Annotated in this window: 17 protein-coding genes; 3 read left to right on the top strand and 14 right to left on the bottom strand. The window is 52.7% G+C overall.

What is annotated here, in order from left to right:
- Positions 1-8 precede the first annotated feature (8 nt).
- A complete protein-coding gene (locus KQJ23_RS01495) occupies positions 9-836 on the top strand; it encodes a carbohydrate ABC transporter permease (protein ID WP_216476882.1) in 828 nt (275 codons plus the stop codon).
- A gap of 88 nt (positions 837-924) precedes the next feature.
- Complete coding sequence (locus tag KQJ23_RS01500; protein WP_216476884.1) at positions 925-3180, top strand: FAD-dependent oxidoreductase; 2256 nt, start codon at positions 925-927, stop codon at positions 3178-3180.
- Between the two features lie 71 nt (positions 3181-3251).
- Here the strand turns inward: KQJ23_RS01500 and KQJ23_RS01505 are convergent, their stop codons facing one another.
- The 6 genes from KQJ23_RS01505 to KQJ23_RS01530 form a co-directional block, all read right to left on the bottom strand.
- Positions 3252-4130 (bottom strand): metallophosphoesterase family protein, encoded by an 879-nt coding sequence (locus tag KQJ23_RS01505; protein ID WP_216476886.1) that lies wholly within the window; start codon positions 4128-4130, stop codon positions 3252-3254.
- Between the two features lie 60 nt (positions 4131-4190).
- Positions 4191-5585: an ABC transporter substrate-binding protein gene (locus tag KQJ23_RS01510; protein WP_430522271.1), complete on the bottom strand. Its 1395-nt coding sequence runs from the start codon at positions 5583-5585 to the stop codon at positions 4191-4193.
- 45 nt (positions 5586-5630) lie between these two features.
- Positions 5631-6479 (bottom strand): carbohydrate ABC transporter permease, encoded by an 849-nt coding sequence (locus tag KQJ23_RS01515; RefSeq protein ID WP_216476887.1) that lies wholly within the window; start codon positions 6477-6479, stop codon positions 5631-5633.
- Between the two features lie 21 nt (positions 6480-6500).
- On the bottom strand, positions 6501-7379 hold the full coding sequence (locus KQJ23_RS01520) for a carbohydrate ABC transporter permease (protein ID WP_216476890.1): 879 nt from the start codon (positions 7377-7379) through the stop codon (positions 6501-6503).
- A gap of 17 nt (positions 7380-7396) precedes the next feature.
- On the bottom strand, positions 7397-8254 hold the full coding sequence (locus tag KQJ23_RS01525; RefSeq protein ID WP_216476892.1) for a DMT family transporter: 858 nt from the start codon (positions 8252-8254) through the stop codon (positions 7397-7399).
- A 154-nt stretch (positions 8255-8408) separates the two neighbouring features.
- Positions 8409-9176, bottom strand: a complete 768-nt coding sequence (locus KQJ23_RS01530) for a DeoR/GlpR family DNA-binding transcription regulator (protein ID WP_216476893.1) — start codon at positions 9174-9176, stop codon at positions 8409-8411.
- A 583-nt stretch (positions 9177-9759) separates the two neighbouring features.
- Here KQJ23_RS01530 and KQJ23_RS01535 point away from each other — a divergent pair.
- Complete coding sequence (locus KQJ23_RS01535; RefSeq protein WP_216476895.1) at positions 9760-10944, top strand: hypothetical protein; 1185 nt, start codon at positions 9760-9762, stop codon at positions 10942-10944.
- 167 nt (positions 10945-11111) lie between these two features.
- On the opposite strand, the gene KQJ23_RS01540 is transcribed toward KQJ23_RS01535, so the two are convergent.
- The 8 genes from KQJ23_RS01540 to KQJ23_RS01575 all read right to left on the bottom strand — a co-directional run bounded on the left by KQJ23_RS01540 (position 11112) and on the right by KQJ23_RS01575 (position 21007).
- Complete coding sequence (locus KQJ23_RS01540; protein WP_216476897.1) at positions 11112-11723, bottom strand: SGNH/GDSL hydrolase family protein; 612 nt, start codon at positions 11721-11723, stop codon at positions 11112-11114.
- On the bottom strand, positions 11720-13111 hold the full coding sequence (locus tag KQJ23_RS01545) for an FAD-dependent oxidoreductase (protein WP_216476898.1): 1392 nt from the start codon (positions 13109-13111) through the stop codon (positions 11720-11722). The genes KQJ23_RS01540 and KQJ23_RS01545 overlap by 4 nt, the downstream gene beginning before the upstream one ends.
- A gap of 16 nt (positions 13112-13127) precedes the next feature.
- On the bottom strand, positions 13128-14138 hold the full coding sequence (locus KQJ23_RS01550; RefSeq protein WP_216476900.1) for a glycoside hydrolase family 130 protein: 1011 nt from the start codon (positions 14136-14138) through the stop codon (positions 13128-13130).
- 88 nt (positions 14139-14226) lie between these two features.
- Positions 14227-15030: a carbohydrate ABC transporter permease gene (locus tag KQJ23_RS01555; RefSeq protein WP_249529447.1), complete on the bottom strand. Its 804-nt coding sequence runs from the start codon at positions 15028-15030 to the stop codon at positions 14227-14229.
- 103 nt (positions 15031-15133) lie between these two features.
- A complete protein-coding gene (locus tag KQJ23_RS01560) occupies positions 15134-16033 on the bottom strand; it encodes a carbohydrate ABC transporter permease (protein ID WP_216476906.1) in 900 nt (299 codons plus the stop codon).
- Between the two features lie 71 nt (positions 16034-16104).
- Positions 16105-17511 (bottom strand): ABC transporter substrate-binding protein, encoded by a 1407-nt coding sequence (locus KQJ23_RS01565; protein WP_216476907.1) that lies wholly within the window; start codon positions 17509-17511, stop codon positions 16105-16107.
- Positions 17512-17616: 105 nt separating this feature from the next.
- Positions 17617-19257, bottom strand: coding sequence for a response regulator (locus KQJ23_RS01570; RefSeq protein ID WP_216476909.1), 1641 nt, complete (start codon positions 19255-19257; stop codon positions 17617-17619).
- Positions 19247-21007 carry a cache domain-containing sensor histidine kinase gene (locus KQJ23_RS01575; RefSeq protein ID WP_216477050.1) on the bottom strand — a complete coding sequence of 587 codons (1761 nt, stop codon included), beginning with the start codon at positions 21005-21007 and terminating at the stop codon, positions 19247-19249. Before KQJ23_RS01575 ends, KQJ23_RS01570 begins: the two co-directional genes overlap by 11 nt.
- Positions 21008-21270: the final 263 nt, after the last annotated feature.

Genomic DNA, 21270 nt, shown 5'->3' on the forward strand with positions numbered 1-21270 from the left:
GAAAAAGCATGCAATCGACATCCGTCACCAAAATCGCCGTCACCTGCCTCATGCTCTTCTTCGGGGTGCTGATGATCGTTCCGTTCCTATGGATGATCAGCACCTCGTTCAAGACTCCGGCGGAGGTATTTCAATTCCCCATCAGCTGGATTCCCGCCGACTTCAACTGGGAGCACCATATCAAGGTATGGACCGGGCCGAACAGCTTCACTCATTATTATTTGAATTCTTTGAAAATATCGCTGATCAGCGTTACCGGAGCCGTGCTGCTGTCTTCCCTGGCCGCTTACGGATTTTCGCGGATCGAGTTCAAGGGGCGGAACGCCATGTTCATGGTGTATCTCTCGATGATGATGGTTCCGCCTCAGGTGCTGTTCGTCCCCAAGTTCATCATGTTCGACTGGGCAGGAATTTACAACACGCACTTGGCGCTAATTTTACCCGGAATGTTCACAATTTTCGGCGTGTTTATGATGCGGCAGTTTTTCCTTTCCGTACCGCATGAAATATCCGAAGCGGCCTTCATCGACGGCGCGGGGCACTTCCGCATCTTCTTCCAGCTGATCCTGCCGCTGGCCAAGCCGGCGCTGGCCACGCTGGCGATCATCGATTTCTCCTGGCATTGGAACGATTACGAGAACGCGCTGGTATTCCTGATCGACCAGGATCTTTACACCGTCCCGCTCGGCCTGCAGAACTTCATCCTGGAAAACACCGTCGATTACAACGGCATGATGGCGGCCGCGACGGCCGGCATCATCCCGATGATTCTCGTGTTCCTGATCGGCCAGAACTACATCATTCAAGGAGTATCCAGCTCGGCAGTGAAAGGCTGACCTTCATTTTCACGTTTTTTAAAGTTCTATATCTCCATCTAGCCATGTATGTAACTATCTATCCAATCGAAAGGGGTAAGCAAATCCGATGAGAAATGAAACCGTGCATCATGACATTACCGTCGTTGGGGGAGGGCTGGCCGGTGTCTGCGCTGCCGTTGCCGCAGCGAGGCTGGGCAAAAAGGTGGCGCTCGTGCAAAACCGCCCGGTGCTTGGCGGCAACTCCAGCAGCGAGGTGCGCGTCTGGGTATGCGGAGCTACCGCCCACGGCACGAATCGGTATGCCCGCGAAACCGGCATTATGGGTGAAATGTTCGTGGAGAACCAGTACCGCAATCCTGACGGCAATCCTTATCTGTGGGATCTGGTTGTATTGGAGACGGTGCTGGCGGAACCGAACATTACGCTCTATCTGAACACCGATGTGCACGAGGTGGACGCCGAAGGTGCGGAGGAGGAGCGTCGGGTCCGGTCAGTGACGGGCTGGATGATGGGGTCGGAGCGGCGCATCCGATTTGAGAGCCCAGTATTCCTGGATTGCACCGGAGACGGGCTGATCGGCTTCCTGGCCGGAGCCAAGTACAGGATCGGAAGGGAAGCCCGGCACGAATACGGTGAAGCATGGGCGCCTGAGGCGGCGGACGGGATTACGCTTGGCAGCACCCTGCTCTTCTATACGAAGGACGCCGGCCATCCGGTCAGATTCGTTCCTCCCTCCTTCGCTAAAGATATAGCGAAGACGCCGATTCCGCTAAACCGGGTCATCCGCAGCGGCGATTCGGGCTGCCATTACTGGTGGATCGAATGGGGCGGAGAGCTGGATACCGTTCACGACAATGAACGGATCCGCGACGAACTGTGGGCTGTTATTTACGGAATTTGGGATTACATTAAGAACTCGGGACAATGGGAGGCCGACAACCTGACGCTGGAGTGGATCGGTTCCATCCCCGGCAAGCGGGAATACCGCCGGTTCATCGGCGACTACGTTCTCACGCAGAACGATATTCTCGCCCAGAAGCCGTTCGAGGACCGGGTCGCCTTTGGCGGCTGGTCGATCGACCTGCATCCGCCGCAAGGCATGTATGCCGAGGAGAGCGGCTCGAAGCATCTGCACGCAGACGGCAACTACCACATTCCGTTCAGGTCGCTATATTCCGTGAACGTGTCCAATCTGCTGCTCGCGGGCCGCAACATCAGCGCGACGCACGTGGCCTTCGGCACGACGCGGGTCATGGCCACCTGCGCCGTGATGGGCGAAGCCGCCGGAACTGCAGCCGCGCTGTGCGCAGACAAGGGCGTTACGCCCCGGGAGCTGTCGCGCAGGCATAGCGCTCTGCTGCTGCAAACGCTGCTGCGGCAGGATGCTTCCGTGCTCGGCCTGGAGAATGAAGACGCCGAGGACCTGGCGCGGAAGGCCAAGATCTGCGCCTCCTCCTTCCTGTCCGGACTGGCGGTGGAATCGCCCGATGAGGCCTACCCTTTGGAACGCGATATCGCCATACTCCTTCCCGCCGATCCCGGCATCGCCGGCAGCATCGACTGGCTGCTTGACGCCTCCCAGCCGACAGAACTCACGGTCGAGGTGTGGAGTACCGGGCGTCCCGAAAATTACGTACCCGCCGTCCTGGAGTATCGGACGACCCTGACCGTGGCCCAGGGTGCGAAGCAGTGGTTGCCTGTCTTGCTGGACTGGACTCCGGCCGAGGCACAGAACGCGTTTATCGTCGTGCGGAGCAACCCGGACGTTTGTCTGTACCTCTCTCACACCCCGCTGACCGGGCTCCTCGCCTTCGAGCGAGGGCATGGCTACGGCGTATCTAAAGATCTGGAGGATCATGACGACAGCCAGCCCGTGGTGGAATGGAGCACGAAGCGGCTCGTACGCAAGGCCTTCTGCTTCCGTACGGATTTCCAGACGAACGCCTACCGCCCCGGGCATATCGCAGACGGCTTCAAGCGGCCTTACGGCGGTCCGCATTTGTGGCTGTCAGAGCCGATGACACTAGATACCGAGCCTTGGCTAACGCTAGAGTGGGAGAATGAACAGACCGTGCGGGAGGTCCATTTGATCTTTAACGACGATGTCAATGAGGATCTGATCAACCTGCACCATCACCGAACGCCATTCGAAATTCTGCCTGAGCTCGTCAAGGCCTATCGGATCGAGGCGCAGGACGCCGCCGGGAATTGGCAGACGCTGATCGCTGAATCCGGCAATCGACGTCGAAAGCGGGTTCACCGTCTGGAGGCCGCCGTTCAGGCCAAGGCGCTCCGGCTGACCGTAGAGGAGACAAACGGATCGAAGCATGCGGAGGTCATTGAAATCAGAGTGTATAAATAGATAGTCTACGAGCCTGAGGGGATCCCTCAGGCTCGTTTTTGCAGAAGTGAATTCTATTCTCAAAATGAATCTTAGAATGCTGATTGTTTAGGAATCCTGCATTCAAACCGGGCATTCTCCAGCCACTCGCCTGAAGCGAAATCACGCCCTCTGACGATCACGCGGTCTGTGTAGACCTCGACGAATAGCCCTTGGCTTCCATCCTTATGCTCGTCTTCATCCGTCCACAAGTACGCAACGGATGCCGCATTAAACATATAAGGCAGCCGTTGTTGTTCGTCGAACATCGTATGCCCAGCTTCCAGCTCCCAGTGCGTATGTCCGGTGAACAGAAATGCGTTCGGGTGCCTGGACAGCACTTCCTTAAGCTCTTCATCCTGGGTAACGCCGTACCACTGCTGAGATTCGTAAGATCCGGCGACCGTGTCTTTGAGAGGCTGATGCAGGAAGATGAAGGCCGGGCGTGCCGGGTCCTCTCCCTCAGTCAGCTTGGCATCGAGCCACGACAGCTGGGCTTCCGACAAATGGGCAAACAGCTCCAGTCCCTGCTCGGTACCCAAGAAGATAAAATGATACCCGTTCACCCAATGATCGTGATACGGTCCGCTCATATTCATGGCATTCAGATAAGCTTCCAATCGCGTAGGCCAATGACCCTGGCCGACATCGTGATTGCCCGATGCGAAATAGCTGACCGGCAACCCCGTCCCGTGCTCCCGCCATATTCTAAGAAATTCCGTATATTCCTCCGCATGACCATGGTCGGTAATATCGCCAACATGCATAATGCCGTCGCTGTCCGGCGCCATTTGCTTAATGTCCTCCAGCGCCGCAACTAAATGAAGATTATGCGTATGCCCGGAGTCTGCCATCACATGCGTATCGGTGATCACCTGGAATTGGAGCAATACGTTATCCTTCCGGTTTCCTTCTTCGTTCCAAGTTTTCAAGCTCTACTTCCTCCTTCAGTACGAATGTCGCCTAATCACCAACGGCGCGTGTCCGCCGGTTTATTTCAATCTATCCAACTCGCTCTGAGCGTTCTCCTTCGCTTCCTTCAGCGCATCGGCTGCAGACACGTTCTCGATTTGCACTCTATCCGCCGCGATATTGAGGGCATCGTAAATTTTGCCTCCCGTCGGGTCAATGAACGGTGCGGAAGCATGGGTAGCTTGCTGCAGCGGCACCATAATCTGCGGGTGGCTCTCACTGTGTGCCACAAACTCCGGATTATCCAGCGCCGATTCGCGAACCGCGATATATCCGGTTTGAATCGACCAGGACGCTGTGTTCTCCGTATTCATGAAGTAACTGAACCATTTGAACGCAGCTTGCTGCTGCTCCGGACTCGCCATGGCGGGAATGCCTGCCATGATCGCGGAAGCGACAGGCTTGCCCTTGCCGTGGCCTTCCCACCCTGGCTGCTCCATAGCGCTGACGATAGAAAAGTCCAGATCCCCTTGGTCACCGCTGGACCCCGTATACCCTGCAGCATTGCCCTTCATGACATCGTCGATCGTCTTATACCAGTACTCCCAGCCTTGCCCGCCGTAATGGATGCGCATGATCTGATCGTCATGGATCCACTTGCGGAACAACTCCCAAGTCTCGACCCACTCCGGCGAATCAATCATGACGGTCTTGCCGTCCTCGCTTAGGAAGCTTCCACCCTTGCCTAGCGCTGCGTCAATCATGTTACCAGCATCATACATCGGTTCCCAACCATAGAACGTCGTCTGGTCTCCTTCTCTTACCGTCATCTTAGCGGCAGCTTCAGCCAGCGCCTCCCAAGTGCCAAGATTCTCGGGCTTGTATCCATGCTTCTCCAGCGCGTCCTTGCGATAATACATAACTTGGGTAGTTCCATACAACGGCAAGAAATATTGCTTCCCGTCGATCTGCCCTTGCTCCAGGAACGTCGGAATGACATCCTCCTTATTGAAGGAGGAGTCCTGGGCAATAAACTCATCGATCTGCGCGAAGTATCCTTTGCTTGCCCAATCATGGTTCGATGACAAGACGGCTGCGGGGACTTTGCCCGACGCAATAGCCGCTTGCAGCTTTTGCTCCGTCTCAGGATAACTCGCCTGGACGATCGGCTTCACAATAACCTCATTCTGCGATGCATTAAATTTATCGATCAATAATTGCATATTCTCACCCAGCGTGCCGCCGAGCCCGTACCAGAACTCGATCGTTACCGGTACCTTAGCAGAGGTAATGCCGCCATTCTCAGCGGTGCCCGTTGCATTCTCATTGCCGCTTCCATTCGATCCCCCGTTTGATCCACAGGCCGTGATCAGCAGCAACGCGATGATCAGGACTGCAAAGCTGTTCCTCCGCGATCGTCTCTTGCGCGTATCCTCAAGAATTGTCTGAATTTTCGCCGTTTCATTCTTTTTCAACCGGATGACCTCCTTGAAATTGAATATCTTCTTTAAGCTTTGCAGCTACCCTTTGTTCACGCTTTGTGCGTTGCTCACCCCCTTGATAATCCATTTCTGCGCGGCGAAGAACAAGATCACCAGCGGAATGATGGTGAATGTGCTCGCAGCCATAATTAGCGGCCACTTCATTCCATAAGCTCCCCCTTCAACAAAGAAGCTTCTAAGGCCCGCCGATACAAGCTGCAGGTCGGGATTCTTCGTGATCAGCATCGGCCAGAAATAGTTATTGTATTGTCCGATGAAGGACAGCAGTGTCATAACAATCAAGGTCGAGCGGGAAAGCGGTATCATAATAGCCCATAAGATGCGCAAGTGTCCGCTTCCATCGATCTTCGCCGCTTCGAGCAATTCCTTCGGTATCTGCTGGAATGCTTGCCTTAAGAGGAAAATCCCAAAAATCGTGATCGAATTGGATAAAATCAAGCCTGTGTAGCTATCCAGCAGCCCCATTCGGGACAGGATGACATACCCTGATAAATAAGTGGAGGACACCGGAAGCATATAAGTGACCATGATGACCGCCATAAGCACGTGTTTCAGCGCGAAGCGCATATGGGTTAACGCGTAGCTCATCATGGATGAATTGATCAGCTGAATGATAACGACAGCGGCAGCCACGAATACACTATTGAATAAATATAAGCCGAAGGGCGCCGCTTGCCAGGCTTCCAAAAAGTTGCCCCACTTCGCCTCCGCCGGCCATAAGACTGGCGGCACGCTCCAGATTTCGTCATTGGTCTTAAGGGAGCTGCTGAACATCCAGAAAAAGGGGAAGGCCATCATTATGCTTATAAATCCGACCGTGATGTACAGCAATACATGGGAAGGCCATGATTTGATGCGATGTAGCATAGATGTTCACCTCCATTCGTTTTATAAATAGTGGATACGGCGTCTGGAGACATAGAGCGACACCAAGGAGATCATAGCGAGCAACAGGATAAGGACAATGGCTACGGCAGACGCCTCGCCGATTTCGAACCTCTCGAAAGCGGATTCATAAAAGAGATACAGCAAGGTTCTCGTAGATCCCGACGGTCCTCCTTGCGTCAGTACATTGATCTGATCGTAGGCCTGGATAGAGTCTATCGTCGTAATCAGGAACAGGAAAAAGGTGGTGGGAGAAATGAGCGGCAGCGTGATATGCATCAACCTTTGACGCCGATTCGCCCCTTCGATCATCGCCGCTTCATGCAGAGATTCCGGAATATTCTGAAGGGCTACCAAGTAGAACATCATCGTCCAGCCCAGCCCTTTCCAGATGGTAACGATCAAAATGGAAATCAAGGCGGTATCCGGGCTTTTGGTCCACTCCAGCCCTCCTGCCCCGAACCATCCGAGTATAGCGTTGGCGAGTCCCACCCTCGGTTCATAGATCCACGACCATACGATGGATACAGCAACCGTCGGCGTAACCCATGGAAGAAATATTACTGTCCGGAAAAAGGCCATCCCCCTAAGCTTCCGGTTGAGCAGCAATGCAAGGAACAGCCCGCCGACAAGACTTGGCAGAACATTGCCGAGCGCAAATAAGCAAGTCGTCGTCAGAGCTTGATAAAATTTTGCATCGGTCAGAAGACGGCTGTAGTTCTCCCAGCCAACAAAAGTCTTCACCGGATTCATGAAATCCCAATCCACAAAGCTCAAGTACACAACATAAACCATCGGAGCAAGCCAGAAGATTACATAGGGCACTAACGCAGGCAGGATAAATAAATAAGCCTGAGGCTCACCCAACTTTCTCAAATTCATAGTCTCCCCCCTAATCTTTATAGTCCCAAAATACCTACAAGTAAGATGCCGGCGAAGATGATGCCGGCCGATACGATGCGCAAAACCCCCTTTCCTTCCTTCAGGAACAGCACTCCTATCAAGGTGCCGAATACGGTTCCAATCTCCCGCAGCGGAGCAACGTATATCAATGGCGACATACTCATGGCAAATAAGAACAATAAATACGACCCCGGCGAAAGTATCGAGCCCGCCGCAAGCAATTTTCCGTGCTCCTTAAGCTCTTTTCCCCATCGCACTTCGCTGAAGCGGATCGAGGGAACCAGCCCCAGCATAAATCCGATGTTAGATATCTCCAGAAGCAAAGTCGGCGAGAAATACTGGAGATTCACTTTGTCCACCATCACATAAGACATCGTGCAGATTCCCACGGCTACGGTATAAAAAAGCACCATTCTTGGGACATCCAATCCGTGCTTTCTCAACGAGAGGCCGCTTGTCAGAAAGAATCCGATGGCGATCAGTCCGAGCCCCAGCCATCCCCATCCCGTCAACTGCTCGTTCAAGAGAAGGACCCCGGACAAGGGCAGCAGAAATGTCGATATTCCCCTCATCATGGGGTATACCTGGGACAGGTCTCCATAGGTTAAGGACTTGGACAAGAAATGAGCGTATCCCGCCTGAATAAGCAAGGACAGGAATAGCAGCAGATAGCCCTGCCAAGGCGGACGTGCAGCAACCATTTCTTTAATGAAGCCCGGTAAGAGCACCAATGTGGCGGGAACATAAATCATAAACAGGAACAACTGCTTATTCTCGCTCTGCTTTGCCAGCGTGTTCCATACCGCGTGTGCCATGCCAGAGCCCAGTACCAATAAAACCGCAAGTGAAATCATTTCATTCTCTCCCTACAAACACAACATTTAACACATAAACACTTACAAACACACATTTTTACTTGATTTCGATATTAGCATGAGACTTTCCCGCTGTCAATTTAAATGTGAACAAAAAAAGAACCTTTTTCAAAGGTTCTTTTTGCTCTAAATTTTAGCCGCAATCGATGGTGACTCCGGCCTGCCTATATTTCTCAATGACATCCCGGCCTGCCCCGCAATCGGTCACAATCCGGTCGATCTTATCCAGTCCGCATACCTTCGTAAGCGAAACCGTATCCAACTTGCTGCTGTCTGCGAGCACGATGACCTTCTGCGAACGCTCCAGCATTTTCTTCTTTAATTGAATCTCTCCTATACCGTAATCCGTCAAACCTTCGGCCAAGGATATGCCGCTCACACTCATAAAAAAAAGATCGGCATGGAACTGGGAGACGAACGATTCGGCAAAATCGCCGACCACGCAATGCTCCGAGTTGCGAACCACTCCCCCGATAAAGATAATCGAGAATTGGGGCTTCCCCATAAGGAGCGATGCGATCGGAAAGGAATTGGTTACGATCGTCAACCGGTCAAAGCGAGCCATTAATGCTTTCGCGAATTCGGTATTGGTGGTGCTTACGTCCAAGAACAATGACTGGCCTTCCTCGACGAAGCGGAGGGCGGTCTGGGCCAGTTCGCGTTTCTCTTGAAGCTGCTTCATCTCCCGCACCGTGAAAGGGAGCTCCTTCTGATAATCCGACACAGGCAAGGTTGCCCCGCCATGCACCCTTTTTAAGAAACCTTCCTGCTCCAGGTATTCCAGATCCCTTCGAATCGTTTCGAAGGAGACCCCGAACCTCTGAATTAATTCGGTTGTCCTGACCGACTGGACCTCATGAATCAATTGAATGATTTGTTGATGCCGATCATGTACGAGCATTCCTTATTCCCCCAATAATTCAACCACAGTACTAGTCATTTACTAATACAGGATACCATAAAAGACACAAAAACACACATCCAGGAACTATTACTGAGCAATGAACTTCTGTCCAGGCGAAAAAGACCGACTTCTCCGGAAGCAAGAAATCAGCCTTTATCCATAATGTGATCGTTACAAAGAAAGCTTCCGCCTGGATCGCAGCCACCTTCTTGTGCCCGGTTGAAGTGCAGCGGCGAAGAGACTCTGCAGTAGTTGACCTCCCTACTGGATATCCCTCCGGTTATCGGCCTCTGCTTCCAGTTCAATTCCCTGGTCCGAGCATACCTTCAATCGGAATATCTGCTCCGGCAGCGACCATAATCCTGATTTGTCCCTATAGCTGGGAACGGTCCCACATGTCACTCATGTTACAAGGCAATCATCAAGGCGGTATCATCAGCATGTTAATCTTCTGTAAAGGGTATGGAGTACAGGTAAAGGGGGTGTAATCTCCCATTCCCTCCCAGCCTCCCCTTCTGATACAATGGGAAAAGATGTAAGACATATGACATATAACAGGAGATATGCGGAGGAAATGATCATGCGAAATCGTTATGCGGCTCTGGTGTGGCTGTGTCTTATCCCCTTTTTGTTATCAGCTTGCACGGAGCATTACAAGACAGATTACATTCGAAAGTTTGATGATTATCTCGATTATTCGCTGGGTGACTACAAGGTCGTCGAGAAGGAACAGGTCGAGTGGAGAGCAGATCCTCTGCCTTTAAGGGGGACCGGATATCGGTGGGTTCTTGCTTTCACAGATGATCGGGGTATGGAGAGAAAATTTGAATTCCTCAATTACGGATACACCAAAGGCGGGGATGCAGCCAATTTCGGCTACGCAGTCAGGGATTATGCCGCCGAGCTAGGTCAAGAGCAAATTGTGTCGGAGATATTGCTTGCCCACTTTCAGCCGGAGGAGATCGGATGGGATGCCTACAAGACAAATTCATCGCATCTGTCTGTGGCCGTGCTCGATGAGTATATTCCGCAAGACAGTGAGTATTATGCCCGTTTTGTCGACCGCAAAAAGGGAATCTCCTTAAAGTCTGTGACCCCGGAACAGTTGGTGAATGACTGGGACATTCTTTATGAAATTGAATTCTTCACTTCTCTGGAAGATGAGGTGCAAATGAAACAGCTTATAGCTAAAGCTGAGGACGTATTACGGGACTATGCAAAATACGTCAATAACTACGAGCTTCTTCCGGTGGAAATAAACGGTGAAGAGACAAGCGACGGATACTATGGGACCTATGATCGGGAGACGGATACCTTCACCTGGATTACCATGGCGGAATACCTGGAATCATTAAGATATATCGATGGTCATTTGAAGGAAGTTGGAAAAGTGATCGTCAATGGCAAGGAATATGTGGTCCGGAAAGTTTACAAGGACGAGGGCTTCACTGGGTTTGCCAACAATGTGAGCTATTCCGCAGCAACCGGAGAGTATCATGTGGACCGATTCGAGCATATTCTGACCTTGCTTGGTTATGAGGTCTCTTTTCTCGGTGAAGGAACTTATGAGTGGAAGTCAGGAGCGGATACTTACCGTGTCCGAAAATATGGAGACTGGACGCTCAAAAAGAACGGAGGGGATAACCTTCTGCAGTACTCTGCCCATGAAAACGGCGGCCTGTCCCAGTCTGACCTTGAAATGGTGAGCAATGCCACCGTGTATATGGATGAGGAGCAAGAGGCGCTGATCGTCACAGGGAAATGACGGGAGCAGACGGAAGGGGACAGGTGGGGAATACAATCAAAAAAGGCTGTAGATCCTGTTCCATACCGAACGGTGTCTACAGCCTTTAGCGTACTGTTGCTAGGTCGCTTCAAGCTTCACTTCATCTTAAAACAAGCTGTGTCTAAGATTCTTCGTTTCTATTTATTCTACAGCCGCTCCAGAAAGGAAATCGCCATCGAGGCGATCCGCGCATGTCCCTGCGGGTTAGGATGAAGGCCGTCCTCCGTGAAGGCCGGAAGCGTCAGTCTGTTCAGTCCGCTCTCCGCATACAAGTCCAGCACAGGCAACGCATAACTGCGGCCCAGGCGGCGCACCGCCTCCGCATAGTCGTCCAGCCGATGTCCCAGACCATTGGGATGATCGATGCCATATCCATCCTTATTACGCTGCAGTGGGGTCCACAAATTCAGGCGGCAGGCGGGATTCTGAGACAAAATATGCTCGATCAGCGTCCTGTAGGCTCCGGTAAATGTTAGCGAGTCCGGGTCCTTCGCATCCTGTTCCCCGAGCGGCTTATCCAGGCGATAGTCATTCGTGCCTGCGAAAATCGTGATGCAGTCCAGCCCGGGGTCGATCTTGCGTCCGATATTCACTGTAGCCCCTTCATCTGTGGGGCCCCCTGCAGCCATCGGACATCCTCCGCGGCCGTAATTGCGCACGGCACTAAAGCCCAGTACAGCACTGACCAGCGGCTGATAGCCGTTCGCCGCAGTAATGCTGTCGCCCAAGGTCCCCCAGCTTCGCCCCTGCCATTTCATCGCGTCTTCTCCTCCGCGGCATCTGCAATGGAACTTCCTTCGTTATGGGCTTCGCCCAGCCAGGCGCCCTGTTCTAGCAGGATGCTCTGCAGCTCCGCTACGGAAATGCTCCGCGAACCGGCGCCCGGAGAACGAAGAGCCAATGCTGCGGCTGTACCCGCAGCCTGACCCATGGCGAAGCAGTTCGGCATCACCCGGAGCGAGCCTTGCACCGCGCGGTCGGAGGAAGCGGCTCTTCCCGGCACCCACAGGTTATCGATGCCAAGCGGAAGCAGAACACGGTAAGGCACGCCATGAGACTCTCCTGGTTTCAAGTGCGTGAAGGTCATATTGCTCTTGCTGGTAGCCAGGTGGATATCGATATAATAGGCGTTTCGGGCAATATCATCAGGGAAAGAGCGGGCGTTCACGAAATCCTCTACCGTCAGCACATAGTCTCCCTGAATGCGCCGTGTCTCCCGAATTCCAAGCTGCTCGCCGCTTGCCACAAGATGCGCCCGCTCAAATCCCGGCACCGAGCGCCGGAAAAATTCCAGCTGCCGCTGAATCAGCCTGCGCCCTTCGATTGCTCCGCGCGTCAAATCCTCGGCTTGGGTGCCGTCGACGCCGAATACATGGCCGAAATTGACGCCGACCAATTCGTCGTCAATCCAGGCGAACCCCGATACAGAAGCGCGTCCCTCAGGCAGCTGCCCCTCGGCAATTCCCCGTTCTACCGTTTTGTGCAATTGCCCGGTGTCCCCGGACTCCTTCAAGTACTGCAGAAATTTAGGCCGGTCCACCTTAGACAGCAAATAGCACATGCTTCCCGGTTGAAGCTCGCCGGCATCTCCGCCTTTCTGAAAAGGAACTCCCGCCATAGCGGCTACGTCGGCATCTCCCGTGGCATCGATAACGTATTTGCACCGGACCATCGAACGGCCCGATTTATTGACGATGGCAATCCCCTCGATACGCCGCCCATCCTCGGACCGCAGCACATCATAGATAAAGGTATGGAAGAGCGGCTGCACCCCCGCCTCCAGAATGGCGTCGTCATAAACCCGCTTAAGCACCTCGGGGTCGATAGGAACCCAATCCAGCGTCTGCTCATATTCCTTACGGAAATCTTCGCTGCATGACTGCTTCATCCGTTCCATCAGCTCAAGGCCGATGCCGCGAATGATCGGCTTTTCCTTATCCGTAAATGGGCAGAAAGCAGGGACAAGCGCCACGGTCCCCATCCCTCCTAGGAAACCCCTCTGTTCGATCAACAACGTGCTCGCCCCGTTCGATGCTGCGCTAATGGCAGCCCCAATACCGGACGGGCCTCCCCCGACAACAACGACATCCACATCATACGAGACCGGGATACGCGATTCCGGCAGCATTACCTCTCCAACACTCATATCCGACTCCTCCTGTCTATTTCCCGTTATTCTCCAGACAAAGTCTAACCAAATCATCTATATGGGCTGTTGCCAGGCACTCCCACGTGTCTGCCGCTCCATAATAAATTTTGACTTCCCCCGAATCCTCCAGAATCATCCCGCCCGGAAAAATCACATCATTGCGGAAGCCCCCGGCAGTTTCATAAGATGCCTCTGGAGCGATAAGCGGCGAATGAGACATACCGATGATTTTCCCCGGATCCTCCAGATCCAGCAGCATAATGCCTGCAGTATAGCGCTTCTTCCAGCTCTCCTCCCAGCCGTTCTTGCCGCGGGAAGGATCCAGATCCACGGCATGGAAAGTGGTTAGCCAGCCTCTGTCCGTCTTGACGGGCGGCGCCCCGGGGCCTACCTTGTCATTGGCAAAGGGAACCTGCTCCACGCCCAGCACCAATCGGGATCCTCCCCAGTATTTCAGGTCCGGCGAATCGCTCATCCACATATCGAAGCGGTCTCTCCCGCCCCGGCTGTACACCGGGAAGGGGCGTTCCAGGCGGACATAATTGCCGCTGATTTTCTCCGGAAAAAGAACCATATTGCGGTTATCCGGGACCGAGAGGCTGAGGACATCGAACTTGCGAAAATCCTCCGTTGCGGCAATACCGCCTCGAAGCCCATGCTTCGTATCGACGGCAAAGCACATATGGCATTTCCCGTCGATGACGGTCAACCTGGGGTCATATACCCGGGTCACTTCTTCGTCTTGCCAGCTCCAGCAAGGCTCCGGCTGGACTTCCCAGCGGATGCCGTCATCGCTGAAGGCGAGTCCCAGATTGGTCGTGCTATGCGGCTCGATCGTGCCCTGCTCCTCATTACCATAGTCATTCCGGAAGACCATAACATACTTGCCTTCATACTTAGCCACACCGGCATTAAATACCATGGCCGGGCCATACGGCACATCCTTCGGCCCCAGGATCGGATTGTCCGGATGCCGGACAATGACGGGACTGGATGCCAGGGATCCGATAATCGGTTCATTCATAAAGCTTCTACTCCCTCTCTGTAGGTTGCTGTACATACAGGGTAACGTATCTACCCTCTCTACGTAACCTTTTTAATTCAACGTATGATCAGCCCTTGATGGAGCCGGCTGTGACCTGCATGAATGATTTGTTCGCAAGCAGATAGACCAGCAGCATCGGCAGCATCGACAAGCACGCACCGGCCATCATCAGATTGGTCTGCATGGCTGCCGAGGAGCCGTACCTCAGGTTGGCCAATCCTACAGTCAGCGTCTGCAGATGAGGATCAGTCAAGGTGAATACCAGGGGCAGGATATACTCATTCCAGGCATGCCGGAAAGCGAACAGCCCCGACACCCCGAGCCCCGGCGCAAGCAGGGGAATAATGATTCGGAAGAAGGTACGGATGAAGCCTGAGCCATCCATCATCGCCGCTTCGTCGAGCTCGCGGGGAATCGACTTGTAGAACCCCGACAGAATAAAAAAGGTGCTGGCATGCCCGCTGATCAGGATCAGGATGACGCCCCATAGCGATGAATTCAGCCCCAGCAAGACCATCAGGTCAAATTGGGGTCTCAGCACGATGGCTCCCATCGATATGAACATCATTGAAGCCTGAAGCCCGACGAAGAGAGCCTTTCCGGGAAAGCTTCTCCGGTCGACCACATACGCAGCCATGGCTGCCACAAGGAGCGTGCCGACGGTCGAGGTGACGCTCATAAACAAACTGTTCCAGGTGTAACGGGCGAAATTGCTTTGCTGCCAAGCCTCCGCATAGTTTGCGAACTGCCATTTCGAAGGGATCAGGTTCCCGCCGCTCATCAGTTCCGCATTGGTCATCATAGATCCGGTAAATGTCATTAAAAGCGGGAACAAGGTAAACACGACGATCGCCAGCAAGAATGCCCACATAATCGCTCTTCCGGCAAATCTTCCCGGACGAAGCTTATCGCGAAGGCCATGCACCGGTTGTCTGACTGTAGGTACTGCTTCATTCTTCATCGCTGCATGCCTCCTAATACACCTTGTTCATTTTTTTGCTCATATATTGATAAATCAGAGTAATTCCTCCAACGATCAGCGCCGTGACGAAACCTACGGCACTTCCGTAACCGAACTGCTGCTCTACCGGCGTGCCTGAGGTTGCCATCGGGAACAGAAGCTTGTAAAGATACAGATACATGACCTCCGTCTTGCCGATCGGACCGCCCTCCGTCATGACCATGATGCTCTCGTAGCCCTTCAATGCCGCAATGATGGCCAGCATGATGATTACCTGCATCACCGGTCCCAGCATGGGCAGCGTGATATAACGGAAGCGATGTACCGGCCCTGCGCCGTCGATAGAAGCACTCTCGTATAAGTCCTTCGGGATGCTCTGCAGTCCGGCCAGAAAGAGCAGCATATAATTACCGATGGCCCCCCAGGTTGCGACCAGAATCACGGTGAGCATCGCATGCTTGGGTCCGAGCCACTCGAACGGCTGTCCGATGATGTGATACTTCATCAGCAGTTGATTGACCATCCCGTTGTAGGAATTAAAAATCAGATAAAATACCACCGAAATCACAGCCGTACTGATGACTGTCGGCATGAAGAATACGGCACGGAGCAGATTTCGGCCGCGCAGCTTGCCGTTCAGGATCACCGCCAGCAGGAGCGATAAAGGTACGGTGAGCAAAAGCTTGCCTCCCGCAAAGACGAAGGTATTTTTTACGGACGCCCAAAAGGCCTGATCCCTGAACAATCTGGCAAAGTTATCGAGCCCCACGAAGACCTCTTGCCCATACCCCGGATAATCGTAAAACATATACCGCAGTACCCATACTAGCGGGTACACACCTAGTGCCAAGGTCAATATGACGCTAGGGAATAATAGCAGGGAATTCTCCTGCAGCCGTTTCCACTGTGACATCTCCCTATCCCCCGTTCTTGAATAAACAAAGGGCTTTCGTTCAACCAACGAAAGCCCTTTGTATTCCTGTATTATTTGGCTTTCAGCTGTGACGGGTCAAAGGATGGATCCGGGCTGACCTTCACGTCGCCCTTTTCTACGGCCTTAGACAGTGCGTCATTATAGCGCGCGTTCAGATCAGATACCACCGCCTGAAGATCTCCGCCATCCAGCATGTATTTGAAGAATGCATCGCCATAGTTGGCTCCTTCAGGCGTGATGTTCGGCGTTACCGGCCAGAGCGAATCATGTTCGCCTACCAGGAAGCCTTCCATGCCGGGAGTATCCGGGTTTGTAGCCTTTTCTGCAATGGAAGGAACAATCGAAATTCCGAATCCCTTCTCATGGTAAGTCGTCAGAACGTCATCAGCATACATGTACTCCATGAATTTCCATGCCGCATCTTTATTGGACGATTTATCATTGATGCCGATCCAGGTTCCGGCAGACACGATTTCGGACGTACCGACCTGCTTGCCCTCCAGCGTTGGTGCCAGAGCTCCGGCCCAGTTAATGGTCGTAGGGAATTGATCCTTATATACCCCTGGCTCCGTCGAGAAGGAGAGGTACATGCCGATCTTGCCTGCGGCAAATTGAGCGCGCAGCGGATCGATATCAAGCGTTTCCGCCCCCGGAAGAATGCTGCCATCGTCATGCATTTGCTTGAAATATTCAATCACCTGGCTATACGGACCGAAGTCAAACTGTCCTGTCTTCAGATCAAAGCCCAAGCCTTGATAGCCGCTGAGCGATAAAATTTCGCGGACCGAACGCTCGAAGGCGCTTTTCGGATTTTTGAAGTTGAGCGCAAACCCGTAAATGCCTTCTTTCTTGCCGTAATCCGTAATCTTTTTGGCGGCGTCCACCATATCCTGCAAGGATGCCGGAGGCTCCGAAATGCCCGCCTTTTCAAACAAATCTTGATTGTACACAAGGCGAAGCGTCAGGCCGGAGTTAGGAAGACTGTACACTTGGCCATCGAACCGGTTAACGCCGTCCATCAGCAAGCCGTCAAACTTGGATTTCATTTCATCCGTCAAATAGCTGTCCAACGGGGCCAAGTAACCCTTTTTCATAAACATTTCCGTGTTGGCGCTCTTGAGTCTGAGAATATCCGGCGCTTTATTGCTGGCGAAGGCAATATCAACGCTCTGATTATAGTTTTCCGACAAGACGGTTAGCTCGACAGAAATATTATCCTGATTGGTCGAGTTAAAGTTTTCGATCAATTCCTTAATATACTCCTGGTCATGACGATCGTCCGTCCAATAAGTAAGGACCTTCTTCTCACCGGGTTGTTCGGCTCCTTGCGTCTGCTGTTCATTTCCTGTTGCCGGCTTCTCATTGGCGGTCTTGTCCGTGTTTCCGCCGCCGCAGGCTGCCGTACCAAGAGCCAGAACAGCCACCATGCCAAGTCCAAGCACTTTTTTAAAGTTCATATTCATTCCCCCTTCTTTCTTGGCGAAATCTGCTGTTTACGAATTCATTATAAGACGGCGCAAAAAAAGGAGAGTGCGGCAATTTCACTCTCCAGGGTGGTAATTCTACTGTCCTGATTCGGGAGATACGGCTGGCTTGGACTCATAGCTTTCGCGGAATTCCGACGGCGTCTTTCCCGTAAGCTTCTTGAAGGTTTCGCTGAAATACCGCCGATCCTCATAACCTACGGCCGATGCCGCGTCTTGCACAGACATGCCGTCAAGGATCAGCTTCTTGGCCTTGTTGATCCGCTCACTCGCGAGATATTGGGTCAACGTCATGCCGGTCACCCGTTTGAACAGGCTCGAGTAATAGCTTGGGCTCAAATGCACGTAAGCGGCGCATTCGCTTACAGATAGGCTCCGATCAAGCTGGCTTGTGATAAACTTCAGCGATGTATATATCATTTCCTCTCCCTCTGACAACGAATGGCTCTTGACCAGTTCTGCTCCGCCTTTGCACAGCTTCAGGATTTGCTGCTCCAGAACGGCGAGCTTCGTCCCCGCCATGGCCCGCTCGGCTTTGAACCGATCTATCAGCGGCTGGACCTCCTGCTGCGGCACCAGCTCATACAGCATTCTTATGATGGATGCAACAAGTTCCTCATACAGGCTGAGCGAATAATCCGGGTTCGGCTGGGGAACGACGCTTTGCAGCTTCTTGGACATCTCGGACAAGAGCGATGCGGCCAGTTCCCCGTTGCCTGAACGCAGAACCAACAGCAGCTCCTTCTGATGCTCGAGCAGAATCGGCTCCTGCCGGTCTGTCTTGGGAAGATTGCCATAGCCGATGGCTCCGTTGCCCTCGGTGAACAAATGATAGGCCAGCGCGGTCTCTGCCTGGCGATAGGCATCGGGAAGCTGATGAACCTCATCGACCCCATCCCCGATGCCTACAGATACCGTAAACTTGGTGAAGCGCTCGATGTTCTGGCAACAGCGCTCTCCGATCTCCTCCGCCGTAAACAGTGTTGAAGCGTTGAGCACGGCGGCAAACCGGTGGTCGCCGTCCCGGAACACCATGCACTTCGTGTGCTTGCTGATCGTCTCCTCCACGATATTTTGCAGCGAGAACCGGATCAATTCTACCTCGTGAATCGGCAGATCGGAGATTCTCTCTTCAAAATCATCGATTTTGAACAGCATGACCGTGAATCCGCGCGAAGCGAGATCGATCTTCAGAAACTCCCAGCGTTTGGCGGCCTGACTCCAGCCCGTCCGATGATGGATTAGCAGGGAGAAGTATTCCTGCCGAAGCAGCGGCATGCTTTCTCTAAGCTTTCGCTCCATCTCCTTCTGGCTGAAGTACTCCGAGCGTTCCGTCAGAACTTGCTCCTTGGCCCGGAGAGCCGCTTGCGTGATCTCCGTCTCCGAGAAGGGCTTCAATATGAAATCGAAGGCTCCCAGCTTGACGGCCTTCTGTGCATAATCAAAGTCCGAATAACCGGTCATCAGGATCACCTTGCAAGCCAGCTGCAGCTCCAGAAGCGACTGCATCATCATCAAGCCATCCATCCGTGGCATTCGAATGTCGGTAATGACGATATCCGGCTTGCTGCATTTAATAAGTTCCAGGCCTTCCGCCCCGTTTGACGACGCGCCTGCCAGCGTGATGCCATAGACATCCCAATCGATCGCCGTCAAGCCATCAACCACACTTTTGATATCATCAATAATGACCAAATTGATCCTTTGTTCAAAATTCATGCGGATTCTCTCCTTTCCACGGGAACACGATGCTAACGGCGGTGCCTTCCCCCGGCTCGCTGACAACCTCAAGCCGGGCTTCGTCTCCGTAGCCAAGGCTTAGCCGGCTAATCAGATTGCCGATTGCATAACCTTGATCCGAACTTTGGCTGCACAGCAGCCTGACTGCGTCTTCCTCCATGCCGCACCCGTTATCGCTGACCCGAAGGCTCCAGGTGCCGGAGACGGGATCGACATCCGCTTCGATCAGGATGCGTCCGCCGGACTCCATGCTTTCGAATCCGTGAAGAATGCTGTTCTCCACGAGGGGTTGAAGCAATATACGCGGTACCGGCTGCTGGAGCAGTCCGGGCTCGGCAATCCGGATCTCATATTCAAACAGGTTTTCATAACAGTTGCTCTGCAATTTCAAATACTGGACGACATGCTGAATTTCCTTCTCCAGCGTCGTCATTTCCTGCCCTTTATTCAAGCCGAGCTGAAACAGTCTCGACAGCGACATCACCATCTCCTGGGATTCCTCCACCCGCTTCAGGTTCAGCTTCCAATAGATCGTATTCAAGGTGTTATAGAGAAAATGGGGATCCATCTGAGCGGACAACGATTTGATCTCGGCTGAGCGCTTGCTGGCTTCCGCCAGCTTTACCTCCTCGATCAGAAGGACGATTTGATCGAGCATCCGGTTGAACCGAAAGCCGACCTGGGCCAGCTCATCCTCATTCCGGCTGTGGAACCGGGCCGTAAGATCGTTGATCTCCACTCTTTTCATCACAAGCAAAAGTCCCTGCAAGGGGGTAAGCAAATAGCGGGTAAACCATCCCGATATGACCAGGGTAACGATGAAGCTGATCGCCGTGATCAGCAGAATGGTCCATTTGACACTTCTTAATTCTCTAAGTACATTGGCCTTCGATTGAATTGCGACTACCGTCCAGTCATTAATCTGCAGCCCCGCATAATTGAGCAGGTAATCGTTCCCGCCTAGCTTAAAGGTCGTATATCCCGACGGTTCGCTCTCCAGCAGACTGGACGTCAAGCCCGTTGCCGCCGTTTGCTGAATGAGCGGGTTCGCTTCGTCGTACACCAGACTTTCGCCCGCATTCAGAAGGAAGCGAAGGGAACCGCCCTCGGCGGTCGGACCGACCACCTTTCGCAGGCCATTTTCACGGATGTTCACCACGACATAGACATCCCGGATCGGATACTCCGCAATGGGCTGGAGAACCAATGAAATCACGCGCTGATTCCCCGAAAATATCGGATCCTCGTGCCCTTCGATCCATATATTCCGTTTCTCTTTGATAATCTGCTGATAGAGCTGCGTCTCCGTAAACACGGTCGAGTGATTCCGGTTCATGGAGAGGGGGTAAAACTCCCCGATCGGGGTGGAAATGTAAATGGACTGAATTAAGGGCTCCGCAATGCGTGCCTGAGAAAATACGTTATCCATTTTCGTCATATGCGTAAAGTAGGCTTGATCATTTCCTATAGAGGCATCCTTCAGCATGCTTTGAAACGAATCGCTGATCATAAAGGTCATCATGACCAGCATCAGCTGATTCAGTCTTTCATCTACAATCTGCGCAGATTTCACGACCGTATCCTGCGTCAGCTTCAGCGCCTTGTCTTCCAGAATACCTGCGGTCGTCCTATACGAGAAGAGACCGGTAATAAGAATCGACACAACGGAAACCAGGAGAAAGGTTACCTTCAGCTTATTTCGAAATGAGAGCCGGTTCATACTTATCATCGAGTTCACCTTCACTCTTGTATAAATAATATCTTTCTATGATACCCTCTCTCATTCGCAAGTGAAAGCGTTTTCTCTAAGATACTGATCTTCCCGTTATATTAGGGCCTTAAGGATATAGCTGTTTTACAGCCTAACGAGCATTACTGTCTGTAAAATCGTTTGTTTTGGAAATAGTGTTGTTTTCGGGAAGTTCCAAAATCTGTGCTTGCAGGAGAAATTGGAGTTTGTCGGAATTGTCGTTACAGCGCGGGCTTGCTAAG

Source organism: Paenibacillus brevis (assembly GCF_018919145.1).
Classification (GTDB): Bacteria; Bacillota; Bacilli; order Paenibacillales; family Paenibacillaceae; genus Fontibacillus; species Fontibacillus brevis.